Raw genomic sequence first — 22,770 nt, forward strand, 5'->3', positions numbered from 1 at the left:
AATGGACAAGAAAATACTCGCTACAGAATCGATTGACGAATTCATCGACGCGCTTATTGAAATGCGCGGACTCGTTCCGCTTAACAAGCACTTGCTCCATCTGCTTTTTGAAATCAAGAACGACATTTCGCTCCATACGCAAAAATTCCTGACGCTATGCATGTCGCTCCTCGACGACGGCAACACGCGTGTTCCGCTGGACTCCCAGCATTTCTCCGCAATGTGGACCCGCAAATGGAACGGCCTCGTGATGCTCCGCATCAGCACCGCCGAAGAAGACATCGACGAAAAAGCATTTGCAACCGCTGACGATTTCGCAAGCATTATCGCAAACGGCATTCAAGATATCCTCACAAGCGACTTTTCCACCATCATGGAAAGCCGCGAAACCGACACAGCATCCATCGAAGACTCTTTGAGCAAGCCGTTCATTCTCGCCAAGCGCGAAAGCGGTACGCACCTCTATTTCACCAAGCATTTCGATGCCAAATGCGTGATTGAAAAAGCGGCAAAAATTCTGTTCAAGGACGGCAGCAAACCGACCGATGAAGAAATCGCGCAGTGCACCGAAAAAGTCGCAAGCATCTGTAAGCCATTCGGCGACAAGCCCTTCACCATCAAGAAGCGCCAAGCCGAAGCCATTATCCGCGGGCAAACCGAAAACCTCGTTGTCACAGGCGGCCCAGGCACCGGCAAGACCACCGTCGTTCTCTACATTCTGTGGAACCTGCTCGCAAACCATAGCGAAATGCTCGACTGGAACATCTATCTCGCCGCTCCGAGCGGCAAGGCGGCCGACCGCATGCGCGAAAGCCTTATTGACGGCCTCGCCAGAATCCGCGACGAACAAAAGACCGACAACGAGCGCATTTTCCGCAAGCTGAACGAACTCGAAAGCAGCACCATCCACCGTCTGCTCCGATTCTCCAAAAGCAACGGCGGCTTCATGTACAATAGCGAAGAGCAATTCCCCAAGAATTCCATCTTCGTCATTGACGAAGCGAGCATGATCGACATCGAAATGTTCGCCGCACTTCTCGAAGCCATCCCCGAAGGCGCACGCATATTCATTCTCGGCGACCCGTTCCAGCTTCCGTCTGTTGATTCCGGCGCCGTCCTCGGCGAAATCCTGAAAGTGCAATCCGGCAAGGATTTTTCCGTCAAGCTCAACGAATCCAACCGATTTGACGATCGTTCAAACATCGGCAAACTCGCCGCAGAAATCAAGGAAGTCGCCGAGAGCAAGGACAACAATAAGTTCGTTCCGCACAAATTCGCACACGATTCCGACGAAATTGGGAATGCGCGCAATCTCGATGAAACGGGAAATGCCGCGACCTTCAAGGATAAAGTTTTCTACAGAAAACTAGAAACCGACAACACCCCGCTCACCAAAAAAGAAGAAGACAAACGCATCGAATCGTTCATTGCCGAATGGTCCCGCGATTTTGCCAAGCTCCCCGAGCTCGCCGAACAGATTAATCCGCAACGCACCGGCACCGAAGCAGACGATCCCGACCACAGCGAAACCGCCCGACGCAATCAAATCTGGCAACTTTCGCTGACAAAGCGAATCCTCTGTGCCGAACGCCGAGGCCTCCGTGGCATCGAAAACATAAACAAAAAAGTTTGTTCCAAAATCAAGAGCCTCTGGCGCGCCAAAAAGAAATCGCAAGGCGAAACCGTCCAATGGGATGATTCCGGCTACTTCCCGGGCCAACTCCTCATCATCACGCGCAACCAGGAAATGTTTAAGCTTTACAACGGCGACACGGGAATCGTCGTCTTCGACGGCAACACTCCCTGCCTCATGCTCAAAAAAGCGCCACCCCAAGGCAGCGAAAGAACCCGCGACGACTTCGTCTTCTACCCGCTCTCGGTCCTTCCTGAAGATTCCATCACCACCGCATTTGCCATCACCATCCACAAGTCGCAAGGCTCCGAGTACAAACACGTCACCATGTTCCTGCCGACAAAAATCGGTCACCCCCTCCTCACCAACCAAATCATATACACAGGCATCACCCGCGCCAAGGAAAGCGTCACCATCATCGCAAGCGACGACACATTCAAAGCCGCAGTCACCACCGTCAGCGAGCGCGACACGGGAATTTCGCTATAGTTTTACAATTCTTTGTACCCGCGCCCCCATTTCTGTGTATATTTAAGTAAGAAAAAAATAAAGGAAGAAAAATGGCAACAATAAAAGAACTCAAAGCAAATGGCGCCCCGCGTTTCAAAGTCCCGGGCAAAGAAGAAATCTACGACGCATTCGACCAGTTCCTCGCTGAGAACTTCCTCGGCGAAACCGTCGAAGCCATCCCCGCGGCACCGGCCAACGGCGAATTCGCCCCGCAGGCAGTCGCCCTCTATGCCATCGCGAACACGGGCAAAGGCAACGCCGGCCTCTGGAAAGCTGGCACCGGCACGTCCTCCAAAAACTGGGACTTGAGCTTTTTGCAGGGCATCCTGAATCAGTTCTCCACCCTCCCGGCAGCCACGCGCGGCAAGACCGTCTCCGAAATCAAGGAACAGCTCGAAGACTTTGCCTCCAAGAAGTTCGCCAAGAACCCCGCAAACGCCCGTAACGGACTTTTGCACCTCTGCAACCCGAACATCTACGCCCCGATTTATTCTTTTGCAGACAAACTTGCAATCTGCAAGGAACAGTCTCGCCTGCTCGAAGATTTCAAACTTTCAAACCGTTGGGACAGCGGCCTCTTGAAACTCAAAGTCTTCCGCAAAGACGGCTACGTCGCCATCCAAACAGACGAACAACTCTGCTGGATTTTCGACAAACTCTCAGTGATGCACAAAATCGAAGACGAAGAATTCGAACAGTTCATGAAAAACTACTTCACCGCCCCGAAAAAGAGTACCGCAAAGAAGAAGTAATTAAAGCGTCATCCTGACGCGAAGCGGAAGGACCCAGTTATTTCTAGAAGCACATCGCCCGCACACATGCGGGCGATCTTTTTGTTATCGTCGCAAGTAAAAAGATGGTATAGCGCACAACAGATATTTGAGAACATTTTGTTGGCGTCAACAAAATGGTTACTTTCGCCCCAAAATTCCCCATTTCATTTTGACGCACCGATTGTTTCACTGGCGAAACACCGGCCGTTACTTTCTGAAATACCCGCCTCGTCTGCGACCTTCCAACCGCATTTTTTAGCCTTTTCCGCACACATTTTTGTACTTTTTTCGCCGTTTCACCCATCAAAAATCGCGATTTTTCATCAAATTTCGCCATTTTCGCAATTTTCGCCATCACCTCACAAAAAAATTTTTCTGCACAAGCCTCAAAAACGAAAAAGTTGGCACGGCTTTAGCTTAAGGTAGGGTGTAAAACAAAAGGGCCAACGGTAAACGCCGAGCCCGCAACAAAAAGAGGTTAAAATTATGATGAACACACAGATCCTTCCGAACGCTTTCTATGGTATCCAGAACTTCATTGACAGCTTGAACGCCGCAAAGGCACAGGGCGAATGCACTTACACGCCGAAGGCAGACTACTACGAAACCGAAGGCGGCTTTGCTCTCGAAGTCGAGCTTCCGGGTGTCAAGAAAGAAGACATGGACATCCAGGTCGAAAAGAATATCTTGACCGTCAAGGCGACCCGCGCACGCAAGGACGAAAAGTTCACTTACGAACGTAGCTTCCGCTTGGCAGACGATATCGATACCGAAAACATTAAAGTCTCCTTGGAAAACGGTATCCTGAAATTCGACCTTACCAAGAAAGCTCAGGCTGCAGCCCGCAAAATTACCATCGCCTAAAAAGCGATCGGGCTAACGCCTAAAATTTCATAAGCTCCTTTTTCATACAACTCCTCCTTAGAACAAAAAATTCCCGGCAGCGATGTCGGGAATTTTTTATTGCCAAAATTTCTTTTTTGTACTATATTTGAATTTGCGAATGATTCTCAAATTGAATTTACACGTACTTGACAGGTTGATGGTCGCATTGGCGCTCTTTTACACGGAGCACCACGTTGAACATCATTGTCACGGCGAGCATTGCCACGTCTGCCATCACCTCCATCACTGTCTGGACTTGATTTCGGAATTTTGCTTTGAGCTCGTTGAAGCGCCGATTGAAATCATTTGCCGCTGTTTTCTTTTTAAGTTAGTGAAATTTGCAGTCCTTGTACTGCGCCCGACAACGCTAGTTTCACAAAAGATTTTACTGCTAAATTAATTTCAAACATTTAGCAACATAAAAACATTGCATTTTCGTAGAGGCTTGTCATGCCCGATCTGTTATCCCAGACCCTGTTCCGGGACGGGCATCTCCCTTTCTATTGAAAAAATTTTCCAAATAAAATTTCATCTTTCATAAAAGGATAAAAAATGAAAAAGTTTTCATTTTGTTCTTTGGCGTACGCCATTTTTGTCGCAGCGCTCTTTTCTCTCGTAGCCTGCAACAGTGTTTCCGAAAACAAAAAGCAGGAATCACACGAACTATCCATCATCACCACCATTTATCCTGAATACGCGTGGACAAAAGAAATCCTCGGAGCACGCACCGATTCCGTCAATCTCACGTTGCTCATCAAGAACGGCATCGATTTGCACAGTTACAAGCCCACAGCTCACGATGTCGCAAAAATCGCTAGCGCCGATATGGTGATTTACGTCGGTGGCGAATCTGACGAATGGATCAAAGACGCGCTCACAGCCTCTCCGAAAAAGGACCGCGTTGAAATCAATTTGATGGAAGCTCTTGGCGACCGCGTAAAAGCGGAGGAAATCGTCGAAGGCATGCAGGCCGAAGAAGAACACCATCACGAACACGCAGAAGCTCACGAAAAACACGAGCATCATGACGAGCATGCCGAAGCTCATGAACACCACCATCACGATGAAGAAGTTGAAAACGATGAACACGTTTGGCTCTCGCTGAAAAATGCCGAAATTCTCGTCAAAAAAATCGCCGAAGAACTTTCCAAAATCGATGTCACCCACGCATCCGCCTACAAACAAAATGCCGAAGTCTACATTGCCCAAATCCAGTCCCTTGACGCAGAATACCGCACCGCAGTAGAAAGCGCCGCCCGCAAGACAGTTCTTTTCGGCGATCGATTTCCTTTTCGCTATCTGGTGGACGATTATGGCATTAAGTATTATGCCGCGTTTGTTGGCTGTTCCGCCGAAAGCGAGGCTAGCTTTGAAACTATCGCATTCCTCGCAGGAAAAATGGACAGCGAATCCCTCCCGTCAATTTTCATTATCGAAAACGGCAATGAAAAAATCGCAAAGGCAGTACTTGCCGCAAGTAAAAAATCCCAAAACGCACAAATTCTCACCATCAATTCAATGCAGTCTATCACAGAAGAGCAAATTAACAACGGCATCAATTACTTATCGCTAATGAAAGCCAACTTGGAAAACTTAAAAAAGGCTTTAAACTGACATGTTTCTGCTCAAGTGCAACAAATTAACACTGGGATACAACAACAAAGACATTCTCCACAGTTTTGATTACGGGATTCATTCCGGCGAATACCTCTGCATCATAGGCAGAAACGGCTGCGGAAAGACGACGTTCTTGCGCGGCCTCGCCGGAGTTTTACGCCCAAAATCTGGGAAGATCGAACTTTGCGACAATCTCAAGCGAAACCAAATCGGCTACTTGTCGCAAATCACGATAGCGCAAAAAGATTTCCCGGCATCTGTCGAAGAAATCGTCCTTTCGGCATTTCAAGGAAAAAGCTTGTTGTTGCCATTTTACGGGAAAGCCCTCCGCAAACGCGCAAGCGAGTGTTTAGAACTCACGCGGACAGAGAATCTGCGGAAAGAAAGTTTCCGAGAACTCTCTGGCGGTCAAAAGCAGCGCGTTCTTTTGGCGAGGGCATTGTGCGCTGCCGAAAGGCTTCTGCTTTTGGACGAGCCCGTCACAGGACTAGATCCCGAATCATCGCAGAACATGTACAACATCATCAAGGACCTTCACGAATATAAAAACATGACTATCGTGATGGTAACGCACGACATTGAGGCCGCACGCAACAACTCTACTAGAATACTCAATTTCAACGAATTAATGCAATAACGGAGACGCCCGCTTACTTCGACTGCGCTCAGCACAGGCTCCGGCGGGCATGACATTTTAGCAAATGCTTGACAAACTATTTTTCTACCTAGACTTTCCTTTTGTACGCTACGCGATTATTGTCGGAACGCTCATCTCGCTATGTTCCTCGCTTTTGGGCGTCACGCTCGTTCTCAAGCGGTACTCCTACATAGGCGATGGACTTTCGCACGTCGCATTCGGAGCGCTCGCGATTGCAGCAGTTCTCAAAGTCACGAACAACATGCTCATCATTTTGCCCGTGACCATAGCCGTTGCAATTTTACTCCTTTGCGGCAGCAGAGACTCGCGTTCGGGCATACAAATCAAGGGCGATGCTGCCATAGCCATGGTTTCGGCAGGGGCCCTTGCCATCGGCTATTTGCTGATGAACATTTTTTCGTCATCGGCAAATGTCGCAGGAGATGTCTGCACAACGCTATTTGGCTCCATGTCCATTCTTACGCTCAAGCCGACAGACGTTTACCTTTGCGTAATCCTTTCTGCAATCGTCCTCGTAACATTCGTCCTCTTTTACCACAAGATTTTCGCCATCACATTTGATGAAAATTTTGCACGTGCAACAGGCGTAAATGTCAACGCATTCAACCTCCTTATCGCCATCATCATCGCAGCGATTATAGTCCTAGCCATGAATCTCGTTGGTGCGTTACTCGTTTCGGCGCTCGTTGTTTTCCCCGCGCTTTCAGCCATGCGAGTTTTCAAAAGCTTTTTCACAGTGACCGTTGCCGCAGCCGTAATTTCCGTCGTTTGTTCCCTCACCGGTATCATCGTTGCCATCCTCGCTGGAACCCCTGTCGGTTCAACGATTGTCGCTGCCGATATTGTCGCATTCCTCATCTGTTACATAACAAGTTCCATCCGCTGTAGGAGAGCTTAACGTCATCCAGAGTCCCGGAACGGAGTCCGGGATAAACTCCGCGAAGGATCCATATTTTTTGGAGATCAAATTTTGCATAAGTTATTTACAATTTTTCTTCTACTCCTCTTCACAACCTCAACATTTGCCAAAGAAAATTCCAGCAATGTCGACATCGACCTCACGCGAATGAGTAGCACCATGGTCTACTCGATGGTCTACCAAATGGTCACCGCCCCTCAAAAATACGTCGGCAAGCGCATCAAAATGAAGGGAGCCTTTTCGAGCTATTTCGATGAAGAAGCAAACCAACGTTTTTTCGGTTGTGTTATCAAGGACGCCCTCGCCTGTTGTTCTCAAGGTCTTGCATTTGAGCTAGCCAAGCCACGCAAGTTTCCAAGCGAATACCCATCCGAAGGTACATCCATCACCATCATCGGCACATTTGAATTTGAAAAAGAAGAAGACGGCATCGGTTTCCCAATAATCAAAGATGCCAAAATGTTCAGATAAGATTTCACCCATACAAAGGATAAAAATGAAAATCAAACATCTCTCTCTTGTCGCGCTCTGCGCGCTCTTTGCCGCATGCAGCGACAGCAATTCCACATCCACCGATCAGCACGAGCACTTCGAAGCCGAAGGTTGGAACCTCTACTGGCCCGACTGGAAACTCGCCTACAGCGTCTACCAGGGCAAAGAAGACAAGAGCCTCGAAACGCTCCGTGTCAATGCAAATTGCCTTAGCGAACATTTGACCGTCAAGTTCCTCGATGACGAAAAGAAAGAAGTTTCCGCACCCAAGGACGACGAGCACACTCTCGGCTGGAGTATTGGCGACGAATCTATCCTCGACATCGAAGCTTGTGGCAGCTGGGGTTTCCACTTAAAGGGCGTCAAGGAAGGCGAAACAACGTTGACGCTCAAGGTCAAGCACCACGATCATGCCGACGCACGTACGCCGGAAATTCGCATCATTGTCGACAAAGCCTTGAAGGCAGAAGATTGCCCATTCCAGGACGATGACGATGATGAATAACACCCTTATTAGGGCTGTCATGGGGAGCCTCCTTTGCGGAGGCTTCCTTCATTTTTCTTTTGCCCAAGAATTTATCCAAGATTTAGGCAATTCAACAGTTGTCGCTGAACAATCTAGCGAAACAATTTTAAACGGACTCCGCGAAGACGAAGTTTTAAAAGACGAAAAGCTCGATCGCAAAATTTCTACAACTATTGCAGAGACTATAAAAAACGAGCCTGATATCGCCATCCGCTCCATGGGCCCCGCCGCCGCACGCCCCGTCATCAAGGGACTTTCCGGCAGCCACGTCACGCTTACCGAAGACGGTTCCTTTTGTGGAGACATGAGTGCAACATCGCCCGATCACGCCGTCGCATCCGAAGTCCTGACAGCACACAAATTGCGCATCACGCGCGGACCGCAAATTCTCGCACAATCTTTCGCCACCGCAGGCGGCGTCATTCAAGTAAATCACCAAGACATTCCCTACGATGATTCGCTTTTCCACGGCTACATCGCAGACTACGCCGAAACAGGGCAACCGGGATTCGCCACCGTCGTAGGCGTGAACAGCAACATCCACAGACTATCGCTCAAAGGCGAAGTTTCTGCACGTAACATGGGCGACATGCAAACGCCCAAAGGCACGCTCAAAAATACGGATATCGAAAACAGGAGCATCGCCATCGGTGCCGCCTACAGCCTTGACCGTTTCAAGTTTGGAGCCTCATTCCGCTCGTTCAATTCCGATTACGGCATCCCCGGCGGATTCATCGGCGGACACCCCAACGGCGTAGACATTGAACTATCCAAACGCGATTTTACTTTGCAAGGACTGTACATTCCCACAGCACGCCCCGACACACTCAACGTTATCTTCCGCTACAATCAATACCACCACAGGGAATTTGAGACAAAGAAATACGTTGGCGCAGAATTCGCGGTCAATCAAGCAAACTTGCGCATTGAAAAATTCATCGCCAATAGCGGTCCATTTTTCGGCATTCGCCTCGGCACAGAACTCAACAGCCGCTCTGTCGAAATGGGCGGTTACGTCTTTACGCCTCCCACCAATTCTTACGCTGCATCGCTATTTTCCATCGTAAGTTTAAACGGATGGTGGAATGGTTTAGAAATTACCTTGTCAGCACGACTAGGCGGAGCATTTTTTAGGCCACGCGAAAGCATCGTTGCAGACAAAGACGCTATTGAAGACCGCAATTTTGCACTATGGGCTTTCGCTGCCGAATTTTCACAAATCGTCGCCCCCGGGAAATTCCTGACACTTGATGTTTTCCGCACCACACGCGCCCCGACCATCGAAGAACTCTACAACCAAGGTCCACATCTCGCCGCCTACACTTACGAACGCGGCTATCACAAGCTCGATGCCGAAAGCGGTTACGGAGCAGAACTCGAATTTCGAGATTACGGCGAGCACTTCAACTGGCGAGCCTCAACACACATCACCTGGTTCCTGAATCACTTGGCACCACGCGCCACTGGAGACACCAACTGGTCCCAACTTTTGCCAATCTACCAGGTCAGTGGAGATGACGCCCTCCTCATGGGCGCAAGCGCATCCATCGAGACTTCTGCAAAGCAGGGATTTTACGCCCAAGCGGGTGCGAGTTACGTTTGCGGATTTTACCAGAACGAAAACTGGAGCGATATGCCACAAATTCCGCCGTTCCATTTTCACGCCGAAATGGCTTACATTTGGCAACACGTCCGCGCAGGCATCAACACGGAATTTGCACTCGCGCAAAACCGCCTAGACCGCTACGAACAACGCACACCCGGCTACGTCACGTTCGGTGCGCTACTGGAATTCCATTGGGCGCTTACGCATACCAATTACAGCATCATCCTCCGTGGCGATAACTTGTTCAATGCCGATGTCCGCAACCATCTTTCGCGCCTCAAATCCGTCATGCCCGAAAAAGGACGTAATATAAACATCCTCGCCAAAGTCGAGATTTAGTGGCAAAGCGGTGGCGATTATGGTCTTTCTCGCGCGATATTTGTATATTCTTTAGCGTAAAAAAGAAGAATTACGATGGCCGATAAAGAATTGCTTGATAAAGAAGTTTTAAAGACCGTTAGCCGCATTGAACTTTCTGTGCGCGGCACGCTCGACACCGTGATGACCGGAGCTTACCACAGTTCCTTCAAAGGGAACGGTATGGAATTCAGCGAAGTTCGCGAATACATGCCCGGCGATGACGTGCGCACGATTGACTGGAACGTGACCGCCCGAACCGGCACGCCTTACGTCAAAAAGTTCATCGAAGAACGCGAAATGACCATGCTCCTCATGGTCGATGCTTCAAGCAGCTCCGAATTCGGTTCTGGCAAGCAAATGAAAGGTGAAGTCATGGCAACGCTCACGGCTCTCCTCGCATTCGCCGCCATCAAGAACAACGACAAGGTCGGCCTCCTCATTTACACCGACCAAGTCGAACTTTTCATCCCGCCCGAGAAAGGCCGCAAGCACGTGTTGCGCCTCATCCGCGAAATTCTCTACTTCAAGCCGCAGCACCACGGCACCAACACGCAGGTCGCCCTCGAATACGCCGGCAAGATTCTGAACCGCCGCGCCGTGGTCGTCGTGATGAGCGACTTTTTGGATGAAGGTTTCGAAAACGCGTTCAAGATTTTGCGCAAGCGCCATGACGTTCTCGCCGTGTCCGTCGTGGACCCGCGTGAAATGGAACTCCCGCCCGCAGGCCTCGTAGAACTCGAAGACCCCGAAACCGGCGAGACACTTTTGATTGATACCGGCGATGCCGCCTTCCGCGAAGCATTCGCCCGCGAAGCCAAACGTCAAGGCAAGGCAACCAAGGAACTCTTCCAGCGCATGTCGATTGACTTTGTTCGCATCGAGACTCACGACGACTTCAAGGAAACCGTCGCCCCGCTCATCGAACACTTCCGCCGCCGCGCGAAAGCCGCACGACTCTAAATCCAGCTCTAAACATTTGTCGGTTTATAACCATGCAAAGCGCCCTCCATTCGAGGGCGTTTTTACATTATTTAGCAGACAAGTTCTCTTTGAAGCTGTACAAGAAATACTTCCCTTCGGCTTTTCTCAGCACCAAGGATTTTCCCGCTTTAAGAATCGTGTACGGCGAACCGACAAAGGAACGGTAATCCATTTCGCCATCCAAGCGGATATCGTCCAGCGACGAATACTCCTTTTCAAATACGTAATGCCCATAACTCCGGCCGGAACTTAATGTGGGATAGACAAAAAGATCGGTTCCGCCAAGAAAATACACATCGTCATTTTCTTCGTCCACCAACTCGGCGTATTCACGCACACCAAAAAACTTCTTGATATCATTCTTGACATCTTGATCGTTCTTGGAATTTCCTGCAAACACCATGGAGCACACTAGAATAAAGACGAGCGCCAGCACTCTCATTTTTTCAATCAACATTTTTTCCTTTGTCGTATCAAACTGTTGCCGGCCTATACCCGAGCAACTTCATGCTATAAAGCGCAGTGCCTTTGCTGATGCTACGAACGCCCGTAGCATAACCGAAAATTTTGCGAAGAGGAACATCGGCTTTCAAGAAGTGCGTTTTGCCATCGCCTTCGATTTCTTTCACCTTGCCTTCACGCGCCTGAATATCGCCCGTCACAAGCCCCGCAAAATTCACCGGGCATTCGAGCGAAAGTTCCATCACAGGTTCGTACAACTGCACATCCGCAGGCTTCACGAGTTTTGCCACCGCATCGGCACAGCACTTCTTGATCATCGGCGGGAGCGCCCCTTCTGTCCATTCAAAGCGATGGACTTCAAAACGTACGCCTACAAGCGGGCCCTTGCCGAGCACACCGACTTCAGTCGATTCCAAAAGCGCCGAGCGCACGCCTGCCAAAATTTCAAGCGGAGCCTTTTCCATGAACTCCGCAGACAAGCGAATGTCATGAGCATCACCCTCTAGCGGAGAAGCCGAAATGCTGATGGACATTTTATGCGGCCCAATCTGGAACGTATTTTCAGCAGGTCCTACAGCACGGCACAAGCGTTCTTGCCAGCGTACTTCAGGACTCCCTGCACGCACTTCGCAACCAAATTCACGTTTGAGGCGAGCAAGCAAAACATCAAGCTGCACTTCGCCCACGGTATGCAAATACCAGAATCCGCCATCGTCCTTTTGCACGCGGAAACTCGGGTCCATTCGCGCAAGCACCGAAAGGCTGCGTTCCACGTGGGCGTAATCTTCCGTGCGTACGCATTCCACACGAGTCTGCAAAAGTGGCAAATAATTTTCGCTGATCGACGGCGCGGCATTCCCATTCAGCGCGGCATTTTCAACAACATTCCCCGCCGCATCTCGCTCCGCACTCTCGCTGCACATTCCACAACCATCTAACCAAATCACCTGCCCGAGTTCCGTTTCAAACGGCGAGACCATCGCATAAATATCGCCCGAACGGATTTCATCCACCGGCAAAAGCATATTCGCCTTGAGCCTCGAAAATTCAAAACCCGTAGGCCAATCACGGCGCAACAAATCCACGTGACTGCGGAACAGCGAAATCTCGCCCACGCCACGGAAATGCCTCAGGCGCACAACTTGCCCAAGCTCATTTTCATCAAACGTCGGGACTTCCGGCAAAAAGAACGAAAGCGCAGTCACAAGGCTGCGAATGCCAAACCCTTCCAGCGCAGAACCCGCATAACAAATCACGTACTCATCGCTAGCCGCAAGAGCCTTGAGCCCGCGCAAAAGCATCTTCGGCGGCACCGGCTTATTTTCAAGCGCAAGCGACAAAATTTCATCGTCAAAGTTGCTTGCAAATTCCACCGCCTCATCGTAATACTTTTTCAAAAGCGCACGTTCTTCTGCCGCACCCGCATCTGATTCCCAACCGTCATCGAGAACTTCCGCACCCGATTCCGAATGCACCAAACGGCTCTGGCTCAGCACATCGAGCATCGCGCACATCTTGCCATTTTTAAATTGCGGCACAGACATGAGCACCGGGCGCACGCCAAGCGTTTCTTCAATGTTGATGAGCGTTTCATCCAGCGAGTAATCGGGATTATCGAGCTTATTTACGAACAAAATCGTACGCACGCGAGATTCGCGCAACTTGCGAAACGATGCAAGCGTCTGCGTCTCAACGCCACTTGCGGCACTCACCACAAGCACAGCGCCTTCCACAGCCGTAAGCGCCATATCGACTTCGGCACCAAAGTCGACATGCCCCGGCGTATCGATAAAATTGAACCATGTATTTTTCCATTCGAAATGCGCCACGCCACTTTCAATCGTGATGCCGCGTTCCTTTTCTTCGGGCATGTAGTCCATCGTGGCTAAGCCATCTTCCACGCGCCCCGGGCGGTGAATTTCGCCCGCCGCAAAAAGGATTCTCTCAGAAAGTGTCGTCTTGCCCGCATCAACGTGGGCGAGAATGGCAATATTTCGAATCGGCTGTTTCATAAGCCCAAAGATACATTTTTACCGGTTCATGAACGAGAGTTTCAGCGCATTCTTGTAGAGTCGATTTGCCCAAGCTTCGTGACTTGCAGATTCACCATAAAGGTCATCCAGAATCGTCCGGATCCCAGCCACGCCGCCACCTTTTTTCAAGATGTACACCACAAGCAGGCTAATCACGCCAAGCGACGAGTTGATAATATCCAAATCCGTATTCGCAAGCTGGAATGCGGCCAAGTGGTACGCATCATCGGAATTTTCCTTGATGAGTTTATCCACATCCGCAAGCGTATTGAAGCGCAAGAATTTTAGCGCCTTCAAGAAAGGCATCATCGAAGACTCGTGAATTTCAGCTTGGTTGATTGCCGCAATGCGCTGGTTCAGCTTATCAAACGGTCGCAATTTCAGATAATTCGTAAATGAGTCGCCATTCAACGCCACTTCATCAAAGCGTCCCGAATGCACAAGCGACTGCACATGATATCTGTAATTGTTAATTTCCGTTCGAATTTTGCAGAACTGTTCATCGACAAGTTCAAGCATGCCCGCAAGGCGATTCAAATTGCGCAAGTATTCATGCGGAATTTCAAAGCCCGACTTGTAACCCGTATCGTGATCCAGCGTAGCCCACACATGCTGTAATGCTGTGCGCATCTGGATTTCAAAACGAATTTCATTGAGCTCAGGGCATTCCGGATCTTCAAATAGCGTTTTCGGGATAGTGCATATAAAATGCAACGAGTTATAGCCAAAGCTATCGAGCTCGTGCATTTTACGCTTGTCAACGCTGTTCTTCCAGTCAATTTCAAATAAACTCTCTACGAGTGCCGCAATTTTATCCACATCATCATTGTAGAACGCAATCACGCGGGCACCCAAAATATCGGTCAAATCAGTCAGAGATTTGTACTTGCCATTTTTACGTTCAAGTTTTTCGGCAAGGCTTGCTTCGGCCTTGATTCGCGCTTCAACAGCAGTCACATAAATGTTATTCTCTGCCACTTTTTTCTTGAGCAAGTCGCAAACAAAATCTCTCAACCGTTCATAAATCGGCATCTTTTCGCGATAATCCTCAAGGATCATCGTTTCAGCAGGATTCAACCCATATTTTTCAACAGAGTCTTCGCTCATTATTTTCTACCGCCAAATATCTTTTCAATCAAATCCGTAAATTCTGCATACGCGAAAGTTCCTTCAAGTTCTTTCAACGATGCAGCCAAACCGCGATAATGCCATTCGTGTTCCTTAATATCGGTCACGTGGAAAATCTTCCAGAGTTCATCGCCTTTTTGGACAAAATCACGATAAATGATTCTTGCATTGCTGAGCTTATCACCCATCGCCACAATCTTTGCATCGCGACTGGCCCCTGCCAAGCGATCAATCGCCGCCTGCTTACGAGAATGCCAAGAATCCGATTCGCTCACGCCTTCCATGAACACATCCGATTCTTCTTCCACAAGTTTCGCCACGCGCGACCCAAACTCGCGACTGATATCATCCAACGTAACAGACGTATCTTCAACGGTATCGTGCAATGCGGCAGCCGCCATCAAATCCTGGTCATCAGTCATGGTCGCTACAATTTCCACAGCCTCCATCGGGTGGACAATGTACGGGAAACCTTTCCCGCGGCGCCCCGTACCGGCATGCGCCTTGACCGCAAAAACAATCGCCTTGTCGAGAACAGAAGTATCCATTTTTAGTCCTCCAAGAAATACTGGACATTGGTCACTACGCGCACGTTCTTGATAAACGGCGTATTCTCATCACGGTCGCTAATGGAGAACTGGCCCTGCGTAGCCGTCTTGATTTTACCGAGCTTGCTTTCGGAATCCGTCGCAAACTTTTCAGCAGCGGCACGGGCATTCTTGTTCGCTTCGTCAATCATCGTGGGCTTGATCTCGTTCAAGCCATTGAAACTGTAAATTTTACGGTAGCGGTAATCATCACCAGCAAAAGCAATACCTTGTTTTAAAAGGTCGCCTTGCTTGCCCATGATTTCACGGACGCGGTCCACATTCTTCGATGCAACGGTCGTTACCACGGTTGCAATGTAACGGAACGGACGGCGGTTATCGCCATAGCGTTCACCCTGAGCATCTTCGATTTCCGGAGCAGACCAGCTGATTTCTGCAGCGTCCACACCGTTTTCGCGCAAGAACTTCGCAAGCGTCGCATTCTTCGTCTGCACAGCATCGTGAATCAACGAAAGGTCATTACCGACTTCTTTGTACACAATCGGCCAAATCACAAAATCCGCCTTGACCTCGCGTTCCGAGAGCCCACGGACTGACACAACACGGTCGCGATCTTTCGTATGAATCATAGCGCAATAGAGGAACGCGCCAAGTCCGAGAATAGCAATAGCCAACAACAAAGCTTCTTTAACTCTAGACATATATTTCTCCTTCGCCGCAAAACACCCACGGCTATAAGTTTAATATACAATCTTTAAGCGCCGTGACTTCCCGCTTTTTCTATATTTTCCCCCGTAACAAAAACCCGCGTGTGCGGAAAGGATAATCTATGTCTAAACTGACTGATTCTAAGGAATGGAAGGCCCTCGAGGCCCATGCCGAAGTCGCCAAGACTTGGCAGATGAAGGAACTCTTCGCGAAGGACCCGACTCGCGCCGACAAGTTCAGCGCCGAAGCCTGCGGACTCTTCCTCGACTACTCCAAGAACATCATCACCGACGAAACCATGGCAAAGCTCCAGGACCTCCTGAAGTCTGCCAATTTCGAAGACATGCGCGCCAAGTACTTTGCTGGCGAAAAGATTAACACCACCGAAAAGCGCGCCGTGCTCCACACCGCACTCCGCTACAAGGGCAACGATCCGATTTGCGTCGATGGCAAGGATGTCATGCCTGAAGTTCGCGCCGTGCTCAAGCACATGGAAGACTTCACTCACCTCGTCCGTAGCGGCAAGTGGAAAGGCCAGAGCGGCAAGTCCATCAAGTACGTTGTGAACATCGGTATCGGCGGTTCCGACCTCGGTCCGGTGATGGTCACCGAAGCTCTCAAGCCGTATGCAGAAAAGCCGATCGCAGGCGAAACTTCTCCGGAAGTCTACTTTGTTTCTAACATCGACGGCACCCACATGGCCGAAACCCTCAAGAAGGTGAACATCGAAGAAACGCTCTTCATCGTTGCTTCCAAGACGTTCACGACTCTTGAAACCATGACGAACGCCGAAACCGCAAAGGCTGCCGTCCTCAAGGCATTCAACGGCGACAAGTCCGCTATCGCAAAGCACTTCGTCGCACTCTCCACCAACACCGAAGCTGTTTCTGAATTCGGCATCGACACTGCAAACATGTTCGAATTCTGGAACTGGGTTGGCGGCCGCTATTCTCTGTGGTCTGCAATCGGTCTCTCCATCGCTCTCCGCATCGGCTTCGAAAACTACATGAAGCTCCACCAGGGCGCATACGAAATGGATCAGCATTTCAAGACCGCTCCGGCCGACAAGAACCTCCCGGTCATCCTCGCCCTCATCGGCGTTTGGTACAACAACTTCTTTGGCGCATCCAGCTACGCCATGCTCCCATACGACCAGTACCTCCACCGCCTCGCTGCCTACTTCCAGCAGGCCGACATGGAATCCAACGGCAAGACCGTTGACCGCGATTCCAAGCGCGTGAACTACCAGACGGGTCCGATCCTCTGGGGCGAACCAGGTACGAACGGCCAGCACGCCTTCTACCAGCTCATCCACCAGGGCACCAAGATGATTCCGTGCGACTTCATCGCCCCGGCAAACAGCCACAACAAGATTGGCGATCACCACCAGAAGTTGCTCTCCAACTTCTTCGCTCAGCCGGAAGCTTTGATGAACGGCAAGACTCTCGCCCAGGCCCAGGAAGAACTCCGCGCCGCCGGCAAGTCCGAAGAAGAAATCGCATTCCTCGCTCCGCACAAGGTATTCGAAGGCAACAAGCCGACGAACTCCATCATGATGGACTACGTGAGCCCGGAACGCCTTGGCGCTCTCATCGCCATGTACGAACACAAGATCTTCACGCAGGGCGTTATCTGGAACATCAACAGCTACGACCAGTGGGGTGTTGAACTCGGCAAGCAGCTCGCCAAGAAGATCCTCCCGGAACTTGCAAAGGCCGATGCCGAACTTCACCACGACAGCTCCACTAACGGACTGATCAAGTGGTATAAGGCCCACCAGGCTTAATCGCTTGTCATCCCGGACTCCGTTCCGGGATCGCCATTGCCAAACGCAATTAAAAAAGTCGCAGCACTCCGCTGCGGCTTTTTTGTATATCCCCAAAACCTCCATCAATTCTAAAAAAAATGAATTAACGTAACTTTTTTTACACATTTGTCCTTTTCTTATATTATTTTTCAAGAACACATTAAACTTCAAAAAAAGGTTGTAGGGATGTCAAACACGTTTGTGGGTCAACTAGACGGTGCAAATTTCATGCTTTCTCCAAACGAGGACATGAAAGAAGGTTTATTTAAACAATACGAAAGAGTCATCGTAAAAAGCATTATCACTTCTTTTGGTCTAGATTTTTTGATTTCCGACAGGAACGGCGGAGACGTCGATACCATACACAATATCCGCAACAATCCCAACGATTACAAAAGCGAACGCAACAAGCAAAACTATGAGAACCGCGGGGCATACAATTCCAACGAATACCACGGAAATTCTCAATACATAGAAACTAACAGATATTATAGCAATCAAAAGAAAAACAGCAATCTCTACGACTCCTACACAAACAAAAAGATTGCCCCCAATGAAAAAATGGACTTGGACCACGTTGTTTCCGCCAAGGAAATCCATGACGATCCAGGCCGCGTGTTATCAGGCCTCTCCGGAGTAGAACTAGCCAACAGTCCCGAAAATCTCAAGCCAACAAATCCGCATACAAACCGCCAAAAGAAAGCGGACACAATGGAAGATTACCTTGAAAAGCATGGTGACGAATACACCGATAAAGAAAAAGCCCGGATGAGAGAAACCGACAAAAAGGCAAGATCTTCCATAGAAGCAAAGATTAACAAAGCTTATTATACAAGCCCCGCATTTTGGCAAGATTCAGCTATTGCAGCCGGCAAAGTCGGTTTGAAAATGGGTTTAAGACAAGCTCTCGGATTTGTCTTTGTCGAAATATGGTTTGCCATCAAAGAGGAATTCGAAAAAGTAAACTCTGTCTTAAGTATGGATGCCAGCGAATTTTTCAATTCATTGGGCAACGCCGTCAAAAGAGGCATTGAGAACTGCAAGAAAAAATACAAGCAGCTTCTTGAATCATTCAAGGACGGAGCTTTAGCCGGCATATTATCAAGTTTAACAACCACATTGTGCAACATATTCTTCACGACAGGCAAGAACATCGTTCGCATCATTCGACAGGCTTGGACCTCTATTGTCGAAGCACTTAAAATACTCTTTATTAATCCAGATCAGCTTCCCTTTGGCGATCGCATGCTCGCCTTTACCAAAGTCATTGCAACAGGAGCAAGCGTTGTCATTGGCGTTCTGATCAACGAAGCGGTAGCCTCAACAGCATTGGGCCAGATTCCCGTTGTCGGCGAAGTTGTTTCCGTATTCTGTGGCGCATTTGTAACCGGTATAATGAGTTGTACTTTACTCTATATTTTGGACACAAACCCACTCGTAAAAAAACTTGTCACCATGTTGAATTCGTTTAAATCGACATACGACATTTACATGGAGCGTTTAAGAGAAGAAGTTGCACTTCTTGAAGAATACGCGGCAAAATTGATGGAAATTGACCTGGACTCTTTCAAAAAAGAAGTCAAGGCTTTCTCTTCCATTTCAGAAGAGATCAGTTCTGCCCCAAACGAACTCGCGCTAAATAACATTTTGGAAAACGCCTATAAAAAGATGGGATTCCAAAAGCCATGGGAAAAAGCGGGTTTCAACTCTCTTGACGATTTCATGGACGACATGGACGCTAAATTAATTTTCAATTAAACACCTCTATACAAGAAGGAGATTATCATGCCTATACCTCTTATTTTTGGAATCGGAGCCGCAGTAGCAGCAGCAGCAGGAATTGGAGCCGGAGTCAAAGGCGGAATGAAAATGAAAGAAGCCAGCGATTCAATAAAGGCTGCCGAAGCTAGAAACCAAAGGAATATCGATCTGCTAAAGCAACGTCAGGAAGCAACACAACAATCGTTGGAAAGTCTAGGACGTTCAGAAAAAGAAATTGAAAGAAGTTTCGGCGAATTCGTAAACGTTTTTGAAAAAATCAAGAACCCGCCCGAATTCAATGAAATTAAAAAGGAAAATTTCAAATTTCCAGAATGTGACCTGTCCAAGTTAAAAGACACTTCAGTTGCTGCGGAAGCATTTATCGGAAGTGCAAGCGGAATTGGTGCCGGCATTGCTAGCGGAGCTGCCACCTCAACCGGAATATTCGCACTCATCGCAGCTGCAGGAGGCACAACAGCAGGCGGAACTGCAATTGCAGGGCTATCTGGAGCCGCAGCAACAAACGCAACCTTAGCTTGGATTGGCGGAGGCAGTTTAGCTGCTGGAGGCGGCGGCATGGCCTTAGGAACAGCGCTCTTAACAGGAGCAACTGCGGGCATCGGCCTTCTTGCAGCGGGGATTGCATTTAGCGTAACCGGTTCTAAGCTTGAAGAAAAAGCAAATAACGTCATCAAGCAAGTTGATGAAGCCGAAAAGCAAATAAATAAAATCATCTATTTCTTGCAGGACCTAAAGGGTACCGCCATAGAATACCGACAAACACTACTTCACGTAGACGCAAATTACGAAGAGCACCTGAGACGTCTAAAATTGCTTGTCATCGACAATCAAAAATGCGATTACAAACTTTACACAAGCGATGAAAAACTCTTGTTAAAAAACACTATTTTGCTTGTCGGTCTCCTGTATGAAATGTGCAAAGTCAAACTCGTCATTCCAGGCAATTCCAACGATGATATTGGCACGGTTAATAATTCTGAAGTCTGGGAAAAGAAAACCAAGGCTAACGAATTAATAAATTCGCTCTAAAGAATGACTTTCAAATGTGACTGTTGTGGTCTATGCTGCCGTTCCCTGAAAAAGGTTCCCGCCCTGGCGAACTTTGACAGGGGGGACGGCGTTTGCATTCACTTAAGAGACGACAATCTTTGTTCCATATACGAACATCGTCCCGAAATCTGCAACGTAGACTTAATGTACGAAAAGTACTATTCTTCAATTTACACAAAAGAAGAATACTACAAGCTAAACGAAAAGCAATGTGAAAAAATTAAAAGCTGGTTTTAAACCAGCTTTTTCTATATCGAAATGCCCTTTTCTTTGAGCACAGCCATCACCTCATCATACGGGAGCGGTTTCGAATAATAATAGCCCTGCACGCGGTCGCATCCAATTTCCTTCAAGAAATCCAGATGTTCCTTTATTTCCACGCCTTCCGAAAGCGTTCCAATATGCAATAGTTTAGCCATTTCCACAATGGCGCGGATAATTACCTTGGACTTTTCCGTGAAATTCCGCAAGAACATCATGTCGATTTTCAAAAAGTCAAAGTCATAATCTTTCAACACGTTCAACGACGAGAAGCCCGAGCCAAAGTCATCCATCCAGACTTCAAAACCGTCTTTCTGGAAACGCGTCACCTGCTCACGGATATAGCCGTCCTCGTCTCCATCCAGCACCGATTCCGTAATCTCGATATGGATCATCTCATGCGGCACATTGTATTCTTTGGTCAGCCTCGAAAGTTCCTTATAAATGTCGCTCAGCTTAAAGTCCAGGCGCGAGAGGTTAAACGAAATTGGGACACACTTGTTCCCCAAATTCGTTTCCACACGGTATTTTTCGCAAATTTTCTTGAGCACGAACAAGTCCAGCTTCTGGATCAAGTGAGCGTCTTCTAAAACGCCGACAAAATCAAGCGGCGGCAAAAAGCCGTGCTCCGGGTCATCCCAACGGGCAAGCGCTTCAAAGCCACAAAGCTTGTTCGTATTGATATCCACGACGGGCTGATAAAAGACCTTGATGTATTCCTTTTCTACAGCCTCGTCAATGTGTGCAATCAAGTACATTTTCAAGCGTTCACGGGCGCCCATTTCATCGGCATAAACGGCGACATATTCATCGTAGACGCCCTTGGTCGTCGCTTCGGCAAGGCGAGCCCGCATAAAGCAACGTTCTACGTTTTCATTTTCAACACGCTGCACATACACGCCCGCCTTGAGCTCTAGCACACCTTGAGTCGAGAAGCTACGAATCTTGTCATGCGCTTCCTTGATTTTTGCCTTCATCCCGGCGGCATCACCTACAACGCGGAACGTATCGCACGACACATGCGTCACATAGCGCTCCCCGAACAGCGTCTTAAACGTATCCGCCATGAACTTCAGCGCACCGTCACCTTCTTCAAAGCCAAACCTCTCGTTAAAGGCCTTGAAATTCTCCAAATCAAAGGCGACAAACGCATAGCGTTTCCTCGGGTTCCTAAAGAGCAAGTCCTGCACGTAGTTCGAGAACAGAAGCGCATTCGGGAGCCCCGTCAACTTGTCATGGTTACGCGCAATTTCCGCCTGTTGCGTCAAGCGCACCGTCCTAAAAATAAGCTTCACCGCAATCGTAAGCGTAAGCCAGAAGAACCACGATACAAAGACAAGGTAATTCAAAAATTCAGGAGTTACCTCGATCATGCGCACGCACACATACATGGCGAGGTTCACTAGCATACTAAATAACGTGACAAAACCCAAGAACCCAAAGCGCGCAAAGATTTGCGTGTTACGGACAAATAAAAGTTCATTCCAAAGGAGTTTCCACCAAATGAAAATTGCAACCAAGTTTACCAGGGCTGCGCCAACCTGCGTCTTGCCCACCACCATGCCGAGGTAGCCCACGCCGACGGAGGCCGAAAGCATGAACAACGACGCAGACCAGTGAATCGAAAGCACCCTCCCAAAAACAAAAATGGCCACAGGAATCAAAATGACGCGGCTCATGTAGTCCACTATCACGTCGAGCAATAACGGAACCTCGCCCATCATGCACGTAAGCAAATGCATCATCCCGTGATAAATCCAGTCCGAATAAATCATGTAGGGGGTCAGCGAAAAAACGGCACCCCAAAAAAGTACATTCTTCAAGTTCTGTTTTTCAACAAGCGCAGCCAGCGTAAAAAGCAAAAAACCGCTCGCCAACAGCGACGGAAAAAAAAACACATGATTTGCGTAATCCAGAAAATTTATCATTGCTATACCCTAGAGTATCATAAATATAATGTATAACCCCATCCCGTGCAAGCAGATGGTGAAAAAACGCACATTTTAGGCGCTATACATTGGAATAAATACT

20 protein-coding genes are annotated in these 22,770 nt (G+C 48.7%); 13 read left to right on the forward strand and 7 right to left on the reverse strand.

All coding sequences use genetic code 11. The features are described from left to right. The first annotated feature begins 1 nt into the window (after position 1). On the forward strand, positions 2–2,122 hold the full coding sequence (locus CRN95_RS12515; RefSeq protein ID WP_097021107.1) for an ATP-dependent RecD-like DNA helicase: 2,121 nt from the start codon (positions 2–4) through the stop codon (positions 2,120–2,122). 71 nt (positions 2,123–2,193) lie between these two features. Then, positions 2,194–2,895, forward strand: a complete 702-nt coding sequence (locus tag CRN95_RS12520) for a hypothetical protein (protein WP_097021108.1) — start codon at positions 2,194–2,196, stop codon at positions 2,893–2,895. A gap of 43 nt (positions 2,896–2,938) precedes the next feature. Here CRN95_RS12520 and CRN95_RS12525 read toward each other — a convergent pair whose 3' ends face one another. After that, complete coding sequence (locus CRN95_RS12525; protein WP_145993995.1) at positions 2,939–3,274, reverse strand: hypothetical protein; 336 nt, start codon at positions 3,272–3,274, stop codon at positions 2,939–2,941. Positions 3,275–3,402: 128 nt separating this feature from the next. On the opposite strand from CRN95_RS12525, the gene CRN95_RS12530 reads away from it, so the two are divergent. The 8 genes from CRN95_RS12530 to CRN95_RS12565 all read left to right on the forward strand — a co-directional run bounded on the left by CRN95_RS12530 (position 3,403) and on the right by CRN95_RS12565 (position 10,939). Next, positions 3,403–3,780 (forward strand): Hsp20/alpha crystallin family protein, encoded by a 378-nt coding sequence (locus CRN95_RS12530; RefSeq protein ID WP_088630153.1) that lies wholly within the window; start codon positions 3,403–3,405, stop codon positions 3,778–3,780. Between the two features lie 573 nt (positions 3,781–4,353). Next, positions 4,354–5,415 (forward strand): metal ABC transporter substrate-binding protein, encoded by a 1,062-nt coding sequence (locus CRN95_RS12535; RefSeq protein WP_097021110.1) that lies wholly within the window; start codon positions 4,354–4,356, stop codon positions 5,413–5,415. 1 nt (position 5,416) lies between these two features. Next, positions 5,417–6,055, forward strand: coding sequence for a metal ABC transporter ATP-binding protein (locus tag CRN95_RS12540; RefSeq protein ID WP_097021111.1), 639 nt, complete (start codon positions 5,417–5,419; stop codon positions 6,053–6,055). Between the two features lie 64 nt (positions 6,056–6,119). Further along, entirely contained in the window at positions 6,120–6,974 is an 855-nt protein-coding gene (locus CRN95_RS12545) for a metal ABC transporter permease (RefSeq protein ID WP_097021112.1), read from the forward strand. A 72-nt stretch (positions 6,975–7,046) separates the two neighbouring features. Next, positions 7,047–7,466 (forward strand): hypothetical protein, encoded by a 420-nt coding sequence (locus CRN95_RS12550; protein WP_097021113.1) that lies wholly within the window; start codon positions 7,047–7,049, stop codon positions 7,464–7,466. Positions 7,467–7,491: 25 nt separating this feature from the next. Further along, positions 7,492–7,992 (forward strand): hypothetical protein, encoded by a 501-nt coding sequence (locus tag CRN95_RS12555; protein ID WP_235003034.1) that lies wholly within the window; start codon positions 7,492–7,494, stop codon positions 7,990–7,992. After that, positions 7,982–9,958, forward strand: a complete 1,977-nt coding sequence (locus CRN95_RS12560) for a TonB-dependent receptor (RefSeq protein WP_097021167.1) — start codon at positions 7,982–7,984, stop codon at positions 9,956–9,958. The genes CRN95_RS12555 and CRN95_RS12560 overlap by 11 nt, the downstream gene beginning before the upstream one ends. A gap of 75 nt (positions 9,959–10,033) precedes the next feature. Continuing rightward, positions 10,034–10,939: a DUF58 domain-containing protein gene (locus CRN95_RS12565; protein ID WP_097021115.1), complete on the forward strand. Its 906-nt coding sequence runs from the start codon at positions 10,034–10,036 to the stop codon at positions 10,937–10,939. A 67-nt stretch (positions 10,940–11,006) separates the two neighbouring features. Here CRN95_RS12565 and CRN95_RS12570 read toward each other — a convergent pair whose 3' ends face one another. The 5 genes from CRN95_RS12570 to CRN95_RS12590 are packed head-to-tail and all read right to left on the reverse strand — an operon-like array spanning position 11,007 to position 15,832. Further along, the gene (locus CRN95_RS12570) at positions 11,007–11,417 is read right to left on the reverse strand and encodes a hypothetical protein (RefSeq protein WP_097021116.1); all 411 of its coding nucleotides are present in this window, start codon (positions 11,415–11,417) and stop codon (positions 11,007–11,009) included. Positions 11,418–11,433: 16 nt separating this feature from the next. After that, complete coding sequence (locus tag CRN95_RS12575; RefSeq protein ID WP_097021117.1) at positions 11,434–13,434, reverse strand: GTP-binding protein; 2,001 nt, start codon at positions 13,432–13,434, stop codon at positions 11,434–11,436. A gap of 18 nt (positions 13,435–13,452) precedes the next feature. Then, entirely contained in the window at positions 13,453–14,562 is a 1,110-nt protein-coding gene (locus CRN95_RS12580; RefSeq protein WP_097021118.1) for a GTP pyrophosphokinase family protein, read from the reverse strand. Continuing rightward, positions 14,562–15,131: an HD domain-containing protein gene (locus tag CRN95_RS12585; RefSeq protein WP_097021119.1), complete on the reverse strand. Its 570-nt coding sequence runs from the start codon at positions 15,129–15,131 to the stop codon at positions 14,562–14,564. The genes CRN95_RS12580 and CRN95_RS12585 overlap by 1 nt, the downstream gene beginning before the upstream one ends. A 2-nt stretch (positions 15,132–15,133) precedes the next feature. Continuing rightward, positions 15,134–15,832 (reverse strand): SIMPL domain-containing protein, encoded by a 699-nt coding sequence (locus CRN95_RS12590; protein ID WP_097021120.1) that lies wholly within the window; start codon positions 15,830–15,832, stop codon positions 15,134–15,136. A 128-nt stretch (positions 15,833–15,960) separates the two neighbouring features. Here CRN95_RS12590 and pgi point away from each other — a divergent pair, with 128 nt between their 5' ends. The 3 genes from pgi to CRN95_RS12605 all read left to right on the forward strand — a co-directional run bounded on the left by pgi (position 15,961) and on the right by CRN95_RS12605 (position 20,457). Continuing rightward, the gene (gene pgi / locus CRN95_RS12595; RefSeq protein WP_088630139.1) at positions 15,961–17,625 is read left to right on the forward strand and encodes a glucose-6-phosphate isomerase; all 1,665 of its coding nucleotides are present in this window, start codon (positions 15,961–15,963) and stop codon (positions 17,623–17,625) included. A 147-nt stretch (positions 17,626–17,772) separates the two neighbouring features. After that, a complete protein-coding gene (locus CRN95_RS12600) occupies positions 17,773–19,404 on the forward strand; it encodes a hypothetical protein (RefSeq protein WP_200816210.1) in 1,632 nt (543 codons plus the stop codon). Positions 19,405–19,431: 27 nt separating this feature from the next. Then, positions 19,432–20,457 (forward strand): hypothetical protein, encoded by a 1,026-nt coding sequence (locus CRN95_RS12605; RefSeq protein ID WP_097021121.1) that lies wholly within the window; start codon positions 19,432–19,434, stop codon positions 20,455–20,457. Between the two features lie 269 nt (positions 20,458–20,726). Here the strand turns inward: CRN95_RS12605 and CRN95_RS12615 are convergent, their stop codons facing one another. Beyond that, positions 20,727–22,601, reverse strand: coding sequence for a GGDEF domain-containing phosphodiesterase (locus CRN95_RS12615; protein WP_235003035.1), 1,875 nt, complete (start codon positions 22,599–22,601; stop codon positions 20,727–20,729). Between the last annotated feature and the right edge of the window lie 169 nt (positions 22,602–22,770).

This window comes from Fibrobacter sp. UWB16, from assembly GCF_900215325.1.
Taxonomy (GTDB): domain Bacteria; phylum Fibrobacterota; class Fibrobacteria; order Fibrobacterales; family Fibrobacteraceae; genus Fibrobacter.

Bases quoted from the DNA above. Each gene is read 5' to 3' on its own strand.
- CRN95_RS12515 (WP_097021107.1), top strand. From the start codon at position 2: ATGGACAAGAAAATACTCGCTACAGAATCGATTGACGAATTCATCGAC.
- CRN95_RS12520 (WP_097021108.1), top strand. From the start codon at position 2,194: ATGGCAACAATAAAAGAACTCAAAGCAAATGGCGCCCCGCGTTTCAAA.
- CRN95_RS12530 (WP_088630153.1), top strand. From the start codon at position 3,403: ATGATGAACACACAGATCCTTCCGAACGCTTTCTATGGTATCCAGAAC.
- CRN95_RS12535 (WP_097021110.1), top strand. From the start codon at position 4,354: ATGAAAAAGTTTTCATTTTGTTCTTTGGCGTACGCCATTTTTGTCGCA.
- CRN95_RS12540 (WP_097021111.1), top strand. From the start codon at position 5,417: ATGTTTCTGCTCAAGTGCAACAAATTAACACTGGGATACAACAACAAA.
- CRN95_RS12545 (WP_097021112.1), top strand. From the start codon at position 6,120: ATGCTTGACAAACTATTTTTCTACCTAGACTTTCCTTTTGTACGCTAC.
- CRN95_RS12555 (WP_235003034.1), top strand. From the start codon at position 7,492: ATGAAAATCAAACATCTCTCTCTTGTCGCGCTCTGCGCGCTCTTTGCC.
- CRN95_RS12560 (WP_097021167.1), top strand. From the start codon at position 7,982: ATGATGAATAACACCCTTATTAGGGCTGTCATGGGGAGCCTCCTTTGC.
- CRN95_RS12565 (WP_097021115.1), top strand. From the start codon at position 10,034: ATGGCCGATAAAGAATTGCTTGATAAAGAAGTTTTAAAGACCGTTAGC.
- CRN95_RS12570 (WP_097021116.1), bottom strand. From the start codon at position 11,417: ATGTTGATTGAAAAAATGAGAGTGCTGGCGCTCGTCTTTATTCTAGTG.
- CRN95_RS12575 (WP_097021117.1), bottom strand. From the start codon at position 13,434: ATGAAACAGCCGATTCGAAATATTGCCATTCTCGCCCACGTTGATGCG.
- CRN95_RS12580 (WP_097021118.1), bottom strand. From the start codon at position 14,562: ATGAGCGAAGACTCTGTTGAAAAATATGGGTTGAATCCTGCTGAAACG.
- CRN95_RS12585 (WP_097021119.1), bottom strand. From the start codon at position 15,131: ATGGATACTTCTGTTCTCGACAAGGCGATTGTTTTTGCGGTCAAGGCG.
- CRN95_RS12590 (WP_097021120.1), bottom strand. From the start codon at position 15,832: ATGTCTAGAGTTAAAGAAGCTTTGTTGTTGGCTATTGCTATTCTCGGA.
- pgi (WP_088630139.1), top strand. From the start codon at position 15,961: ATGTCTAAACTGACTGATTCTAAGGAATGGAAGGCCCTCGAGGCCCAT.
- CRN95_RS12605 (WP_097021121.1), top strand. From the start codon at position 19,432: ATGCCTATACCTCTTATTTTTGGAATCGGAGCCGCAGTAGCAGCAGCA.